Annotated in this window: 15 protein-coding genes; 4 read left to right on the top strand and 11 right to left on the bottom strand. The window is 39.6% G+C overall.

The genetic code is table 11. The features are described 5' to 3' along the window. Positions 1 to 123: 123 nt before the first annotated feature. The 4 genes from fusA to EXE10_RS15260 all read right to left on the bottom strand — a co-directional run bounded on the left by fusA (position 124) and on the right by EXE10_RS15260 (position 5,101). The gene (gene fusA / locus EXE10_RS15275) at positions 124 to 2,259 is read right to left on the bottom strand and encodes an elongation factor G (protein WP_130113943.1); all 2,136 of its coding nucleotides are present in this window, start codon (positions 2,257 to 2,259) and stop codon (positions 124 to 126) included. A gap of 189 nt (positions 2,260 to 2,448) precedes the next feature. After that, the gene (rpsG, locus tag EXE10_RS15270; RefSeq protein ID WP_004655203.1) at positions 2,449 to 2,919 is read right to left on the bottom strand and encodes a 30S ribosomal protein S7; all 471 of its coding nucleotides are present in this window, start codon (positions 2,917 to 2,919) and stop codon (positions 2,449 to 2,451) included. A 178-nt stretch (positions 2,920 to 3,097) separates the two neighbouring features. Continuing rightward, a complete protein-coding gene (rpsL, locus tag EXE10_RS15265) occupies positions 3,098 to 3,472 on the bottom strand; it encodes a 30S ribosomal protein S12 (protein WP_002050319.1) in 375 nt (124 codons plus the stop codon). A gap of 147 nt (positions 3,473 to 3,619) precedes the next feature. After that, entirely contained in the window at positions 3,620 to 5,101 is a 1,482-nt protein-coding gene (locus EXE10_RS15260) for an EcsC family protein (protein WP_130113942.1), read from the bottom strand. A 227-nt stretch (positions 5,102 to 5,328) separates the two neighbouring features. On the opposite strand from EXE10_RS15260, the gene EXE10_RS15255 reads away from it, so the two are divergent. From EXE10_RS15255 to hemJ, 3 genes are all read left to right on the top strand, one after another. After that, positions 5,329 to 5,682: a DUF2185 domain-containing protein gene (locus EXE10_RS15255; RefSeq protein WP_068974856.1), complete on the top strand. Its 354-nt coding sequence runs from the start codon at positions 5,329 to 5,331 to the stop codon at positions 5,680 to 5,682. Positions 5,683 to 5,987: 305 nt separating this feature from the next. After that, the gene (locus EXE10_RS15250) at positions 5,988 to 7,220 is read left to right on the top strand and encodes a beta-ketoacyl synthase N-terminal-like domain-containing protein (protein WP_130113941.1); all 1,233 of its coding nucleotides are present in this window, start codon (positions 5,988 to 5,990) and stop codon (positions 7,218 to 7,220) included. A gap of 78 nt (positions 7,221 to 7,298) precedes the next feature. Then, positions 7,299 to 7,751: a protoporphyrinogen oxidase HemJ gene (hemJ, locus tag EXE10_RS15245; RefSeq protein ID WP_068974858.1), complete on the top strand. Its 453-nt coding sequence runs from the start codon at positions 7,299 to 7,301 to the stop codon at positions 7,749 to 7,751. A 43-nt stretch (positions 7,752 to 7,794) separates the two neighbouring features. Here the strand turns inward: hemJ and EXE10_RS15240 are convergent, their stop codons facing one another. The 6 genes from EXE10_RS15240 to EXE10_RS15215 form a co-directional block, all read right to left on the bottom strand. Continuing rightward, positions 7,795 to 8,310, bottom strand: coding sequence for a hypothetical protein (locus tag EXE10_RS15240; protein WP_228256847.1), 516 nt, complete (start codon positions 8,308 to 8,310; stop codon positions 7,795 to 7,797). 9 nt (positions 8,311 to 8,319) lie between these two features. Further along, positions 8,320 to 9,423 carry an acyltransferase family protein gene (locus EXE10_RS15235; protein WP_130113939.1) on the bottom strand — a complete coding sequence of 368 codons (1,104 nt, stop codon included), beginning with the start codon at positions 9,421 to 9,423 and terminating at the stop codon, positions 8,320 to 8,322. Between the two features lie 148 nt (positions 9,424 to 9,571). Further along, entirely contained in the window at positions 9,572 to 11,002 is a 1,431-nt protein-coding gene (locus EXE10_RS15230; RefSeq protein ID WP_130113938.1) for an amino acid permease, read from the bottom strand. A 135-nt stretch (positions 11,003 to 11,137) separates the two neighbouring features. Beyond that, the gene (locus EXE10_RS15225) at positions 11,138 to 11,500 is read right to left on the bottom strand and encodes a RidA family protein (protein ID WP_130113937.1); all 363 of its coding nucleotides are present in this window, start codon (positions 11,498 to 11,500) and stop codon (positions 11,138 to 11,140) included. A gap of 66 nt (positions 11,501 to 11,566) precedes the next feature. Further along, on the bottom strand, positions 11,567 to 12,667 hold the full coding sequence (gene alr, locus EXE10_RS15220) for an alanine racemase (protein WP_130113936.1): 1,101 nt from the start codon (positions 12,665 to 12,667) through the stop codon (positions 11,567 to 11,569). A gap of 43 nt (positions 12,668 to 12,710) precedes the next feature. After that, positions 12,711 to 13,970 (bottom strand): D-amino acid dehydrogenase, encoded by a 1,260-nt coding sequence (locus EXE10_RS15215; RefSeq protein ID WP_087553685.1) that lies wholly within the window; start codon positions 13,968 to 13,970, stop codon positions 12,711 to 12,713. Positions 13,971 to 14,108: 138 nt separating this feature from the next. Here EXE10_RS15215 and EXE10_RS15210 point away from each other — a divergent pair, with 138 nt between their 5' ends. Then, on the top strand, positions 14,109 to 14,573 hold the full coding sequence (locus EXE10_RS15210) for an Lrp/AsnC ligand binding domain-containing protein (RefSeq protein ID WP_068974865.1): 465 nt from the start codon (positions 14,109 to 14,111) through the stop codon (positions 14,571 to 14,573). Here the strand turns inward: EXE10_RS15210 and EXE10_RS15205 are convergent. Further along, positions 14,570 to 15,802 (bottom strand): hypothetical protein, encoded by a 1,233-nt coding sequence (locus tag EXE10_RS15205; protein ID WP_130113935.1) that lies wholly within the window; start codon positions 15,800 to 15,802, stop codon positions 14,570 to 14,572. The genes EXE10_RS15210 and EXE10_RS15205 overlap by 4 nt on opposite strands. Positions 15,803 to 15,830 lie beyond the last annotated feature (28 nt).

Genomic DNA, 15,830 nt, shown 5'->3' with positions numbered 1-15,830 from the left:
TTTATTACGTTCAAACTTAGCCTTAGCCATGAGTTCTTCCTTTTTAAGCTACTCATGTAGGGTCGCTACATGAGCATTTGGTTTTTAACTATGAATTAGTTTGGGCTTATAGTAATCGAAAGATTACTCGTCGTCACCTTTTTTACCACCATTTTGGAATTTAGAAATGATGCCTTCAGCCACGTTACGTGGAGTTTCAGCATATTTAGCAAATTCCATAGAGTATGTCGCACGACCTTGAGACATAGAACGCATTTGAGTCGCGTAACCAAACATCTCAGCAAGTGGAACTTCAGCACGAATTGCTTTAGTACCACCAGGTAAATCGTCCATACCTTGAACCATACCACGACGACGGTTTAAGTCACCCATGATATCGCCCATGTAATCTTCTGGAGTTTCTACTTCAACTTTCATGATAGGTTCAAGGAGGATAGGATCCGCTTTCATGAAACCATCACGGAAGGCATAAGAACCTGCCATTTTGAACGATAATTCGTCAGAGTCGACATCATGGTAAGAACCATCAAATAATGTCGCTTTAATACCCACAACAGGGTAACCAGCCAAGACACCATTCTTCATACGTTCTTGAATACCTTTGTCAACCGCACCAAAGAATTCTTTAGGTACTACACCACCAACAACTTCTTCAGCGAATTCGTAGTCTTTCTCAGCATCTTCAGGAAGCGGTTCAAGACGTACGTATACGTGACCGAATTTACCTTTACCACCAGTTTGACGAACGAATTTACCTTCTTGTTCAACCGATTTTTTGATCGTTTCACGGTAAGAAACCATTGGTTTACCAATGTTCGCTTCTACACCGAATTCACGCTTCATACGGTCAACAATGATGTCAAGGTGAAGTTCACCCATACCTGCAATAATTGTTTGACCAGATTCTTCGTCTGTGCGTACACGGAACGATGGATCTTCTTTCGCCAAACGACCTAAAGCAACTGACATTTTTTCTTGGTCAGCTTTAGTTTTAGGTTCAACTGCAAGTGCAATTACTGGCTCTGGGAATTCCATACGCTCTAGTGTAATTACGTGATTTTCATCACATAATGTATCACCAGTCGTTGTATCTTTAAGACCTACACACGCTGCGATATCACCTGCACGAATTTCTTCGATGTCGTGACGATCGTTAGCATGCATCTGTACGATACGACCAATACGCTCACGTTTCATTTTCACTGGGTTGTAAACAGGGCTACCTGCTTGAAGAACACCAGAGTAAACACGTACGAACGTTAAGTTACCTACGAATTTGTCGTTCATGATTTTGAACGCTAACGCAGAGAACGGTGCTTCATCAGACGCTTCACGAGAACCTTCAGTTTCGTCTTTGTCGTCAAGAATACCTTTGATCGCTTCAACGTCAGTTGGTGCAGGTAAGAATTCAATTACAGCATCCAACATACGTTGAACACCTTTGTTTTTGAATGCAGAACCACACATCATTGGCTGAATTTCATTCGCCAAAGTACGTGTACGTAGACCGCCAACAATCTCTTCTTTAGTTAGTTCGCCTTCTTCTAGGTATTTATCCATGAGTTCTTCTGATGCTTCAGCAGCAGCTTCAACCATGTTAGTACGCCATTCTTGCGCTAATTCAACCAATTCAGCTGGGATCTCACCGTATTCAAACTTCATACCTTGAGATTCTTCATCCCAGATAATCGCTTTCATTTCGATAAGGTCAACAACACCTTGGAAGCTTTCTTCTGCACCAATTGGAACAACGATAGGCACTGGATTTGCACCTAAACGAGTTTTCATTTGCTCAACAGCACGGAAGAAGTTCGCACCAGTACGGTCCATTTTGTTAACGAACGCAATACGTGGAACTTTATATTTGTTTGCTTGACGCCATACTGTTTCAGACTGAGGTTGTACACCACCTACAGCACAGTAAACCATGCACGCACCGTCAAGAACACGCATAGAACGTTCTACTTCGATTGTGAAGTCAACGTGTCCCGGTGTGTCAATAACGTTAATACGGTGTTGGTCGAACTGGTTGCCCATACCTGACCAGAAGCATGTTACTGCTGCTGAAGTAATGGTAATACCACGTTCTTGTTCTTGTTCCATCCAGTCAGTAGTCGCAGAACCTTCGTGAGTTTCACCAAGTTTGTGGCTTTGACCTGTATAGAACAAAATACGTTCTGAAGTCGTTGTTTTACCAGCATCAATGTGTGCAGAGATACCAATGTTACGATAACGAGAAATTGGGGTTTGACGAGCCATGATTTCTTGCATTCCTAAATTTTGTTGTTTAAAACAGGACGCATCAATAAAATTATTGATGCGTACGGATACTCAATACGTTTTGGGGCAACTCAAATACCCGCAAATCCCCCACTTTGGTAGAGGGTGATGTTAAATCGAGCTGCTGTCCGCATGAGTATTCTCCTGATTAGGGACTGTTTTAACCGCTTAGAAGCGGTAGTGAGAGAAGGCTTTGTTAGCTTCAGCCATACGATGCACATCTTCACGTTTTTTGATCGCTGCGCCTTTACCTTCAGCTGCATCAAGCAACTCGCCAGCAAGACGTAACGCCATAGTTTTTTCAGAACGCTTAGCAGCAGCATCTACTAACCAACGCATAGCCAAGGCAGTACGACGGGATGGGCGTACTTCCATAGGTACTTGGTATGTAGCACCACCAACACGGCGTGCTTTTACTTCGACCATAGGACGAACTTTTTCAAGAGTAGTCTCGAAAAATTCAACTGGGTCTACTTTGTTTTTTTCTTGAACGCGATCTAAAGCACCGTAAACGATACTTTCAGCAATAGATTTTTTACCATCTTGCATTACGTGGTTCATGAATTTAGCGATTGTTTGGCTACTGAACTTAGGATCCGGAAGGATTTCACGAGCAGCGACTACGCGACGTCTTGGCATTTTAAACTACCTATAAATATGACACTTCAGGTTTATCCAGCATGAGTACAAAGTGTCATGTACTATTCGCTGGCCTTACTACACGTCGCTTGAATTTCACAAAATAAATGCAGAAATCAGACAAGCGAGACGATAAAGGATTGCGGTTCTATAATCTTAAGCTTTAATTCTTAACGAATTATTTCTTAGGACGTTTAGTACCGTATTTTGAACGAGACTGGTTACGATCTTTAACACCAGCACAGTCCAAAGAACCACGAACGGTATGGTAACGTACACCTGGTAAGTCTTTAACACGACCACCACGGATAAGAACAACACTGTGCTCTTGTAGGTTATGACCTTCACCACCGATATAGCTAGAAACTTCGAAACCTGAAGTTAAGCGAACACGGCAAACTTTACGCATTGCTGAGTTAGGTTTTTTAGGTGTAGTTGTATAAACACGTGTACAAACACCACGACGTTGTGGACAAGCCTTCAACGCAGGAACTTTAGATTTTTCAACTAAAGTTGTACGACCCTTACGGATCAACTGATTTGTTGTTGCCATATGGCAATTCTCCCGTTAATAAAAAGCCTCAAAAAAATACCACTTTTTGAGGGCATGCAATTGTAAGCCAAGACGTAAAAATGGTCAATATTCAACGTACTGTCAAATATCGACCATTCCAACCTTACAGAATAAATCTGATTCTATTTATTCAGCTTTATTTTCCGTGTTTTCCAATGATTTATCAGAAGTTTTTGCTGTATTTCCTAGGTTTTCTTTGGCTTTTGCAGGAGTGCGCCTTTTTGTTACAGTTTTTGCGCTTGTTGAAGTTTTAGCCACTGAAACCGTTTTATCTGCACCTTCAGCTTTCGGTTCAACTTTTTGAGTCGTACGTCTTGCTCTTGTAGTCGTAGTTTTGGCTTTTGGCGCGGTCTTAGACTGAGCATTATTTTCAGAAGAATTTTCAGTAGGTTGTACAACTTCCTTTTTAACCTTTACAGGAGTTTTAGGCTGAGCTTTACTTTCAACTGGTTGAACTGTTTCTTCAACGAGCTTTGTCACTTGGGGCTTTTCTTCAACGTCTACAGACGATTTAGTTTCAGACTGTGGTTCTGTTTCAATTTCTTTTAACAATAATGGCGTTGTTTCCGAAAGACTTTGTGTTGACTTTTCGTATGCTTCTAAAGCATCTATATTTTCATCAGGATGTGCCAATAAGTATTGTCGAGCACCTGAAAAAATAATTTCAGCTTTATCTGTTGCATCATCCACCAATTTCCAACTATATACAGCACTTACGCCCATCGTCGCTAAAGGTGTTAAGCGCGAGAGTAAAGTAAAATGAGGCAGATTATTCATCCACGAAAGCTTGAATGAACCATCGTCATTGGCAACCCAACGCTTTAAAACATCAATGTCATTTCCAGAACCCAGTAACTGCTGTAACTGACTGACATTATGAGTTTCTAATACTCCAACAAAAGTGCGAATTGCCGCCAACAACGCTTGCTTTTCAGCAACAGTTGCCAAATCAATTTCTTTAAAAATATATTCGACAATGGCTTGGTCTTTGAGATTTAACTCAAAACCATAAGCACGCCCCGTATGGTAAATACTACGTAGTGCCAGTGCTAAAGATGTTGGAACATCGATAATCGCTCCCACTCCTCCTACAGCACCAGATAATGCCCCTTGAATCACAGCAATCAGTTTATTTTGGTTTGCCAATGCCGTACTGATCCGCAAAGAACGCTCAGGATCTTTTGCCAATTCTGATAAATCTTTCGCACCCACCTCTTTCAGCAATGCCTCTACAGAAGTTAGTTCAGATACAAAGTCATTGAGCTTATCAAAGATAAAATCTGACAATTTGTCATTAAGGTCAGGTGAGATAAATGAAGCGACATGATTAATTTTTTTATAATGCTTACCCAATAACTTTCCTGTCACTGTTGGTAAATGTTCACGCATCATTTGTTGAGGATTTTCATATTTTTTGCGTTCAAGGTTATTTTTTTCTTTTGCAGAACCCTGAATCACTGAGTCCTGTTGTGGGCTTTGAGTCAATTTACTCACTGTACCAGGTGCGACATGATTCAATACATCAAAGCCGGTTGTTGTCATTTTTTTTGCAACATTTAAAGCATTCGAAATTAAACTGTGCTGTTGTTTATTCTTTGAATCAGACATATTTCTGCTCACCCACTTATATTTTTAAACTTAATCATCATAATGACATAGATCTTTTACTTTAATCGGTTTCGATTCTGTTAAAAAGCCAAAATCTTGATTTTATTTTTAAATATGATCATTACCATCACATATAATTACTCTATATTAGAACATACGATCATATAAAAAATTCAGTTCTCTATGATTTCACCCTGATCATAATACAACCCAAAGGTAATACAATAATGACTAAGAAATTTCACCTAGATAAAACTCAGATTCGCCCACTCGCTACAGGTTATGGCGCTTGTATTGCAACAGATATGATTACTGTAGAGGGTAAATCTGTGGGCTATATGGTCAGAGAGTTTCCACATCCTGATCATCCAGAAGACAGTGGTTGGCTTTTTACGAGTGGAGAAGAATCCCAAGACTATATGGACGATGCAAATCATCATGGTGTTTACGATGTAAATACGATTGCCAATTATTGTCCTGAAATTATCACCCTACTCGATGCACCACCACAGAGTGCTTTTGCACGCAATCCAGTAACTGGGAAACTCGAACAAATCGACTATGAAGAACCTTTGGACTAAACCCAAATCATTTTTCAAATCAAATGCTGTGATGTATTAATCTATAAGATATTCGTCATTTACTCACTTTAAGCACATTATCCAATGGATGTTTTTGCCTAACTTTTCATGGAATCTCATCACATCAAAAGTTCATCAAAACCTGTCATAACACTAAGTACTACCATGCATTACAACATTTTTAAGATCAACTGAAGCCTATTTAAACGTTATTGATGAATCAATATCTTTCGCCATTGCGATTAAAAAGCAAAACCGTTTAAATGGGCTCCATTCTATCCCTATTTATAAATAAAGGACTTTGCATGAACCGTCGCGTTGTAATTACGGGTATGGGTATTAATTCTTGTATTGGGAATACCCTAGCAGATGTAACACATTCTTTACAAAATGGTATTTCTGGTACTCGCCATAATCCAACTTATGAAGAATTAAATTTCAAAAGCCATGTCAGTGCTGCTGCTGAACAAGATTTTGATGGCATCGACCGTAAACTCAAACGTTTCATGGGCGTGTGTGCAATGTATGCCTATAACTCTGCATTGGCAGCAGTTGAGCATGCAGGCTTAACACCTGAGCAACTTGGTGGCAATCCACGTTATGGGATCGCAGGCGGTTCAGGTGGTAACTCAACTGCTTCTGTTGCTGAAATGATTAAGTTACTTGAAGAAAAAGGCGCTCGTAAAATTGGTCCTTTCTTCGTACCACGTAATATGTCAAATACCATTACCGCAAACGTCGGTGTGGCATTTAAATTACAAGGTGTAGCACACTCAATTACCAGTGCATGTGCAACTTCTGCCGATGCGATTGGTTATGCCTATAACCTGATTCAATTGGGTAAACAAGATTTAATGCTTGCGGGCGGTGGTGAAGAAGATCACTGGTCACAAAGCTTATTGTTTGATGCGATGGGTGCATTGTGTTCTAAATACAATGAAACACCTGAATCTGCTTCACGTCCATACTCTGCGGATCGTGACGGTTTCGTGATCGCAGGTGGTGGTGGTTTCGTGGTACTTGAATCACTTGAACATGCTCAAGCTCGTGGTGCGAACATTCTTGCTGAAGTTGTAGCTTATGCAGCTAACTCTGATGGTGCGGATATGGTTGCTCCTTCAGGTGAAGGTGCAACACGTTGTATCTTGATGGCACTTGAAGAAGCAAAACAACATGGCGTAGAAAAAATTGACTATGTAAATACACATGGTACATCTACACCTGCTGGTGATATTACAGAACTTCATGCAATGGGTCGCGCATTCGGTGAAGGCAATGTTCCTGCTTTGAGTTCTACTAAATCAATGACAGGTCATAGCTTGGGTGCTGCGGGTGTACAAGAAGCGATTTATTCTGTACTGATGATGCAAAATGACTTTATCGCGCCAAACATCAACGTGACTGAACTTGATGAAGGTGCAAAAGCTTATGATGTTGTACTTGAAAAACGTGACACAAAATTGAATACTGTGATGAGTAACAGTTTCGGTTTTGGCGGTGTTAATGCTTGTCTCATTTTCAAAAAATGGGAAGGCTAATTTAAGAAATTTTGATCATTCGCCGTGTGAACAGTGAATGATCAACTTCTTCCACACTGCCCTTAAAAGGGTAAATTGATGGATGCTCCTTCAGAAGCTTTCCTTTGGGTCAAAGCACTTCATATTATCGCAGTAGTCTGTTGGTTTGCTGCATTGTTCTATCTCCCCCGCCTATATGTCTACCATGCCATGAGTGATGATGCTGTCAGCCATCAACGCTTTGAAGTCATGGAACGTAAGTTGTATCGTGGCATCATGTGGCCTGCGATGGTCGCAACACTCATCACAGCACATTTCCTCGTCGATTGGGGTGATGCAAGTCGTCATTATCATGAAGCCGTTTGGTTTTATCTCAAAGTCGGATTAGTTGGTTTATTGGTGATTTACCATTTTGTTTGTGGTTATTATCGTAAAAAATTGATTGGCAATGCGCATTATAAATCGCATAAATTCTGGCGTTTTTTCAATGAGATGCCAACCTTGATTTTAGTTGCTGTGATTATTTTAGTGGTGGTTAAACCGACTTTTTAAAATACCCATACCAAAATTTAAAACCTCCAAATGGAGGTTTTTATTACTTAGTTAACATTCTTTCCATCTCAACTATGCGTCTTAAATAACCACAATTTGCAGTATATATTCCCCCTTTAATTGTGCATAACAAATTTAAATGTTTTTCAAATTCTTGTAGGTTATTTTTAATATTCTCATCTTTTATTTCAAAAATGAGTTGCTCTACAACCTCTTCAGGTTGCTCCAAGGGTCCTAATATTAACTTAAAATATTCATGATAATTATAATCATACCCATCCAAATTAGTATTGAGTGATTGCCCTCTAAGATTCAGCATTTCTCCATATTTAGACTTTAAGTTTTCATTTCTAAATTTCATTTCATAAATGAGTTCCTTACACTCATACGCTGTATTTAAAATTGATAGCTTTAATTCAAATAATCTTTGATCCTGTGACAATTTTATTTGTCTTTTTGCATAAACTGCTGCAATCAAAGCACATGTCAATCCAATAATCGCTAATAGGGTCTGAAGTTGGCCAGAATTTTTACCCATCAATTCCCATAGATAATTCATTATTTTCACTCACTTTATAAATCTTATCTTAATCATCTGATTCAACGGCACTGAATAATACTTTTCGATCGCCCAACTCAAAATAAAAACCAAGATAAAATAAACAGGCAATAACATCAACTTTTCAGCAGGCAAGGTTTCTTTAGGTAAATACAGTACTTTAAATAGGCCAAGAATAATCAGATGAAACAGATACATTTCATAACTGCGCTGACCAATCCACACCATTATTTTTGCAAAGAAGGATTGTGCATGAGCCTTTGAATTCTGCGCAAAACAGAACATTAAAACAGCCGATAACTGTGCAAATGCACTGATGCCCCATGTACTGACTTCTTTGATTGGCTCATAGAAATACAATGCAATCATTAAGGCTGAAACAATGCCAATGATCAGATTTTTATGGGGCAATGTACCTGAATACTTTTGAACGATGAGTGCCGTAATACAGCCTATCGCAATGCCATCAAAACTTGAAAAATAATGATAGAGATATGCCCCACTTTCTTCACCAAAATGCAAAGAACGGAAATACGGTGCATAACAAATCACTGCGAGTAGAAAGAGAATAAAACCTTTTCCACGACCTAAAAGTATACACAAAATCGGAAAAGCCACATAGAAGACTTCTTCCACAGACAGTGACCACAGCACACCCAGTGCATAATTGACCCAACCATTTTCAATGATCAGGATATTCATCCAGAAGGTAAATGCTGAAAAAACCGTTAAAGCATAAGACACTTCAATATCATTCGGCGCCTGGTTCATAAATGGCTTTAGACCAAAACTGCCTAACACAGTGACCATTGCCACCAGTAAAACCAGACAGGGAATAATCCGTGCAATACGGCGTATATAGAAATCTTTGAGATTGATCTGTGCTAAAGAAGAACTGCGTTGCAAAGTATGTTGCGTAATCAAAAAACCCGAGATCACAAAGAACATGGTGACGCCATAATTACCATTTCGAGCGATCAGCGTACTCAGGCTTTCACCAAAAACCTGTATCCCTAAAAAGGTATCATGCAATTTATATGGAATATTGAAATGGTGAATCAACACCAGAAGTATGGAAATGCCACGCAATACATCTATTTTATAATTTCGCATAATGCTCGTATTCGTTTTAACTGCGAGTATTAAAATAGATTTTTTTAGTGATTGATAATAATTTGTGAAGGCTTTGCAATTCAAATTGTGAGGAAATGTTCAGGAGATAACATTTCGGTATCTCCTGATATTGTATAAAAAGAATGATTTATTGCAGTTTATTACGCTTTTTCATACGTGGTTTATACAGTAGCTGATAAGTCACTGCGAGGATAATCACCCAAAATGGACTGATCATTAGTGCTCTTAAAGTATCAGGCTCTAAACTCAGAATCACCAAAGTGAATGCAAGGAAAATCAGTACCACATACGACATCCATACGCCACCAGGCATTTTAAAGTTTGATTTTTCATGCAGTTCAGGGCGCAATTTACGATAGCGGATATAACACACCATGATAATGCTCCAGATACTGATAAATAAAATCACACACAATGAAGTTGCCAAAGTGAATGCTTCAAGTGTATTTGGAACAAAATACTGCAATGCAGCACCCGCCATGATGAAACTACAGGAGAACAATAACCCTTTTGCAGGAACAGCACGTTTAGATAGTTCTGCTAATTTTTCAGGTGCCTGACCTTCTTTTGCCAGACCAAAAAGCATACGACTGGTCGAGAACACACCGCTGTTCATTGATGACATGACTGAAGACAACACCACCAGATTCATGATAATCGCAGCAGAAGCAATACCTGCATGCATAAACAACGTCACGAATGGGCTTTGATCAGCAGGAATCTGATTCCACGGCGTCACAGACATCACGATAAATAATGCTAAGACATAGAACAGAATGATTCGTGTAGGGATCGCATTGACCGCTTTCGGTAGGTTTTTCTCAGGATCTTTGGTTTCAGCTGCCATAGTCCCGATCAGCTCAACCCCAACAAAGGCGAATAAAGCGATCTGGAAACCTGCGAGGAAACCACTACCACCTTGCGGGAACATACCACCATGCGACCAGACATTGCTGAAACTTGCCACTGAACCGCTTGGCGCTTGGAAATGGCTGAACACCATAAAGCTACCAATCAAAATCAAACCAATAATGGCGAGAATCTTGATCAAGGCAAACCAGAACTCAATTTCACCAAACAGTTTAACGGTCAGTAAGTTAATACCCAGAACCAGTAAAACACAGCCAGCACTGATCATGGCTTGTCCCATGGGGGTAAATGCTGTCCCCTCAGGTAGCCAGAAATTCAGATAATTAATAATAGCGGCAAGGTCAGCAATCCCGACCAGAATCCAGCCGAGCCAGTATGACCAGCCAATATAATAACCAGCACCTGGACCGATCAGGTCATGTGCCATGTCGATAAAAGATTTGTAATGGAGATTTGAAAGTAGAATTTCACCCAATGCGCGCATCAGGAAAAAGAACATTGCACCAATGATCATGTAAATGATCAGAATAGATGGACCAGCGAGGGAAATAGTTTTCCCAGATCCCATAAATAAACCTGTACCAATCGCACCACCAATCGCAATCAACTGCAAATGACGGTTGGAGAGTTTCCGTTGTAGCTCATGTGGCGACGATTGTGCGTCATCTGAATGGCTTGAAGTTGTCATAAAAATATCCTTTTTGACATTTCTTTCAGATCAAACCCGCTTTTGGCGTCAGAACATCCTCGTTCTAGTGTTTGATCCAGACCGACTGAGCACTATGGGTGACATAGTGCTCAGTCGAATTACATTTACAAAAAATTAAGCCTGCGCAGCTGTGACTGCAATTTCAATCAACCAGTTTGGATTGACTAAGTCTGCTTGAATCGTTGCACGCGCAGGGGTTACGCAACCTTTTAACCAATCGATCCAGACGGTATTAAAGGTCTGGAAATCAGAAAGGTTCTTAATATATACATGTGCAGACAATAAGCGAGACTTATCTGTACCTGCAGCTGCAAGCAACTCATCAATCGTTGCTAAAATATCCAAAGTCTGCCCTGTAATATCGGCATCAGTATTTTTAGGAACCTGTCCAGATAAATACACAACTTTATTGAATATTGTCACAGAACTCATCACTTCTGTGCTGTTGATCTTTTGTATATCGCTATGCTGAGTCATTGTGACTTCCTTTTTTCAATTAATGATTTACTAAAAAAATGCATTCTCAATGCGTATTTTTTAATTTTAATTTTCAATCATGAATGGGACACGAGCAGTCACACCACACATCAGTTCATAACCGACTGTGCCTGAACTTGCTGCTACATCATCGATAGGCAACACCACACCATTTGAAGATTTGCCCCACAACACCACTTCACTGCCGACTTCGGCTGCAAGGATATGAGTTAAATCCACAGCCAGCATATCCATGCTGACGCGACCGATGGTTTTAGTCAGAGCATCATTGACTAGAATCGGAGCATCTACGGAAATACGCTGATAACCATCTGCATAACCACATGCCACAATGCCAATCTTCATCGTTTCTGTTGCAGTGAATTTAGAGCCATAACCCACCGTTTGCTCCGCCTGAATCTCCTGAATCGCAAGAATTTCACTGCGTAAGCTCATGGTCGGTTTGAGATTCCAGTCATGAATGGAATGAGTTGGGAAATCTGGCGAACTACCATAGAGCATGATGCCACTACGCACAGTATCGGATAGAAGCTGTTGAGAATGTCTTAAAATGGCTGCGCTGTTGGATACGGTACGATCACCCGGAAGATCACGAATGGTTTCTTCAAACACGCCATATTGATAATCAATACCGGACTGTCCAAGACGCTCACCATCTGCATCCGAAAAATGCATCATGTGAGTAATAGATTTGATATTGCTGAGTTGATTGAGCTTTTCCCAAGCAGCACGGTATTGTTCAGGTGGAAAACCTAAACGGTTCATCCCACTGTTCATTTTCAAATACACATCAAACTGTGCAGGCTGTGAAAATTCAGCCAACCACTCAATCTGATGTGTACTGTGAATGGTAAAACTGAGATTCAAATCCAGACAGACCTGTAAATCCTGCGCTGAAAAAATACCTTCCAAAAGCAGAATTTCACCAGTCCAACCTAACTGTCTAAGTCGTTTAGCTTCATCTAAATCCAGTAATGCAAAACCATCAGCTGATTTAAATGTGTCATAAACACGTTCAACACCATGTCCATAGGCATTGGCTTTCACCACTGCGAATACTTTACTTTGCGGTGCATATTGCTTGGCAATATTTAGATTGTGTTGCAGTGCATCCTGATGAATCACTGCACAAATCGGTCTTGGCATTTTATTCGTCCCTGAATAAGTAGATGGTAGTCGTAAATATCAATTAAGCAGCGTGTGGATAGCGTTTGATTGATAAACCTTCTGTACTGATGTCTGTTTTATGGTTCAGGACTAAATCACTGATCAGTTTTCCTGAACCACATGCCATCGTCCAGCCGAGCGTGCCATGACCTGTATTGAGGAACAGATTTTTAAAGCGTGTCGCACCAATAATTGGCGTACTGTCAGGAGTCATTGGGCGTAAACCTGTCCAGAATGAAGCCTGAGCCAAGTCACCACCGGGGAATAAATCTTGTGTAACCATTTCCAAAGTTCCACGACGGTCTGTATTTAAACCGTGGTTAAAACCGCTCAGTTCAGCCATCCCACCAACACGAATACGCTCATCAAAACGCGTGATCGCAATTTTATAAGTTTCATCTAAAACAGTAGATTGCGGTGCATAGTTTGCATCAACAATAGGAATCGTCAGTGAGTAACCTTTAACTGGATAAACAGGTAAATTCAACTCAAGTGGTTTTAAGAAATCACGTGAATAGCTACCAAAAGCCAGTACATAACGGTCTGCTGTCAGAACTTCACCATTGACCACAACACCTTTAATTTCATCGCCTTCAACCACCAGTTTTTCTACATTCTGGTTGAATTTAAACTCCACACCTAAATCTTTAGCGAGGTTTGCCAAAGCATTGGTAAATAAATAACAGTCACCTGTTTCATCATTGGGTAAATGTAAACCACCAACCAATTTGTCTTTTGCGTGCGCTAAAGCAGGTTCAACTTTGGCTAAATCATCTTTGAGTAATAATTCATGTGGAACACCACACTCTTGAAGCACTGCAATATCACGTTGCACCATTTCAAGTTGTGCTTCATTACGGAAAACTTGTAGCGTTCCTTTTGAGCGGTTTTCGTAACTGATGCCTGTATCTTTTCTAAGCTCACGTAAACAATCACGGCTGTATTCTGCCACACGGGTCATACGTTCTTTGTTGATGGCATAGCTTTCTGCATTGCAGTTTTTCAGCATTTGCGCCATCCACTGAAGTTGCCACATGCTGCCATCAATATTGATTGCTAACGGTGCATGATGCTGAAACATCCATTTTACGGCTTTGAATGGAATACCTGGCGCAGCCCACGGTGTCGAGTATCCAGGCGAAATTTGCCCTGCATTACCAAAGCTTGTTTCTTCTGCTGGACCTGTTTGGCGATCTAAAACTGTAACTTCAGCTCCCTGCTGTGCGAGGTAATATGCACTTGCGACACCAATCACACCACTACCCAATACGATTACACGCATTTCTTATCCTTTACGCATTTACTAGTTTATTTTGCTAGTATATTTTCAGTTTAATAGTTTATTTCACTGTTTTTATCGCTATAATTTAGGTGTTTTAATTTTTTGTCGTGAAAATTGACTAAAAAAAGGAAATAGTTGATGCGCAAATTAGACCGTACAGATCGGATGATTTTAGAAATTCTTCAAAATGAAGGACGCATTGCCATCAGCGAATTGGCTGCACGGGTCAGTTTATCAACGACACCTTGCTCAGAACGTGTAAAACGGCTGGAACGTGATGGTGTCATTATGGGCTACCATGCACGGCTCAACCCGAAACATTTGGATCGTAATCTATTGGTTTTTTTAGAAATTAGTTTGTCAGCAAAGTCTGGTGATGTTTTTGAGCAAGTTGCCAAAGATTTAATGGAAATTCCCGAGGTTCAAGAATGTCATTTGATCTCAGGTGATTTCGATTATTTGGTCAAAGCACGACTGAAAGAAATGACGGCTTATCGTCGCTTATTGGGTGACTTACTCAAGAAACTACCATCTTCTGCGTCATCTCATAGTTATATTGTGATGGAGGAAATTAAAGAGTCGTTGTATTTGGATGTGAATTAAATTTTCAAGCAACTTTTATACCGCTTCCAATCCTCTTCCTTCGTTTGCGGATCTGGACTTTTAATACACAACTCCGTTGCCGTCCGATAATATTCATATCCCTCTTTATTCTGATTCAATTGTTTTAAATCAAACTGACGATTTTGAACCAGCACATTTAGAATTTGAATTTTTTGATTCACAAATCTCGGGCTAACAACATAAGATTTCCAAGCTGGCATGGCAACATCGACAATTTTATAACCTAAATAATTTTTAAATGGCGCTCTATTCTGTTGGATATTTAAATCCTTTTGAATAGCCTGCTTAAATTGGTTATTTTCCATTTCTGATAATGAAACAAAGGAAGAAATTGGTTCGGCATAGCTATTTAATGATGTGTTCTTTAAGAAAAATAAATGGACGAATGAATAATATAGCCATAACTTGATCGATGATGAATTTTTATTTTCAAAGATATGATCAATATTTTTTGCAAAAACTTGGTCATCATTGAATTTAACCAGTATCGATTCAGTTCGTGCTATTTCATCAGCAAAATTATACCTCACTGATAACTGTGGTGGTGTCAGTCGTGGAATTTGAAATTGGACTTTTGGAGTTTTACGATTTAAGTCATTTAAAATATTCAAACTATCAGAGAGCATACTGAGTTGAATCATTTTATCAATCAAGGGAACATGCGTATTCATTTGCTCCAATTTTTCAATATATTTAACAATACCCGATATATCGTTCTTAAATGCTAAATGAGAAAGATACAAATGATGCATTCGAATGATCAGTATAAAATCAGGGATTTTTGCTTGTGCCGTCAATAATAAAACTTTATCCGATTGCGGCGCATTTAATAAACGTTGAAATCTTGCATTCAACATTCCTTGCGAAGCATACAAACGTTGTAATTCTGCGCGATTTTGTGAATATAACTGATAACTCAAGCCTTGCTCTTTCGCTACAGCTTGCATAGCCTTGAACATGTCTATGCTTTTTTGACTAAAAAATTGCCCTCTAAACGTTTCTAAATCCTGATTGTTATTTTTACCCTCTTCACCCAACTGATGCTGAATAAAATTCGACCAATCCGAATGATATTGTAATTGCCCTAATAAAATTTGGTCTGCATCATTCCTTGCATCAAAACCCAATTCAAAAAAATAAGGATGCTCTTGTAAATCAGGATCATACATTTGCACTTGATCAAGCAATACTTGAGATTCTTTTGACAACGGCTCATCTGCACTTAACCACTTTATA

The sequence above is a fragment of the Acinetobacter sp. WCHAc060033 genome, from assembly GCF_004209125.1.
Taxonomy (GTDB): Bacteria; Pseudomonadota; Gammaproteobacteria; order Pseudomonadales; family Moraxellaceae; genus Acinetobacter; species Acinetobacter wuhouensis.
Note: the sequence above shows the minus strand (reverse complement) of the source record. Positions and strands in the feature narration are given on the sequence as shown.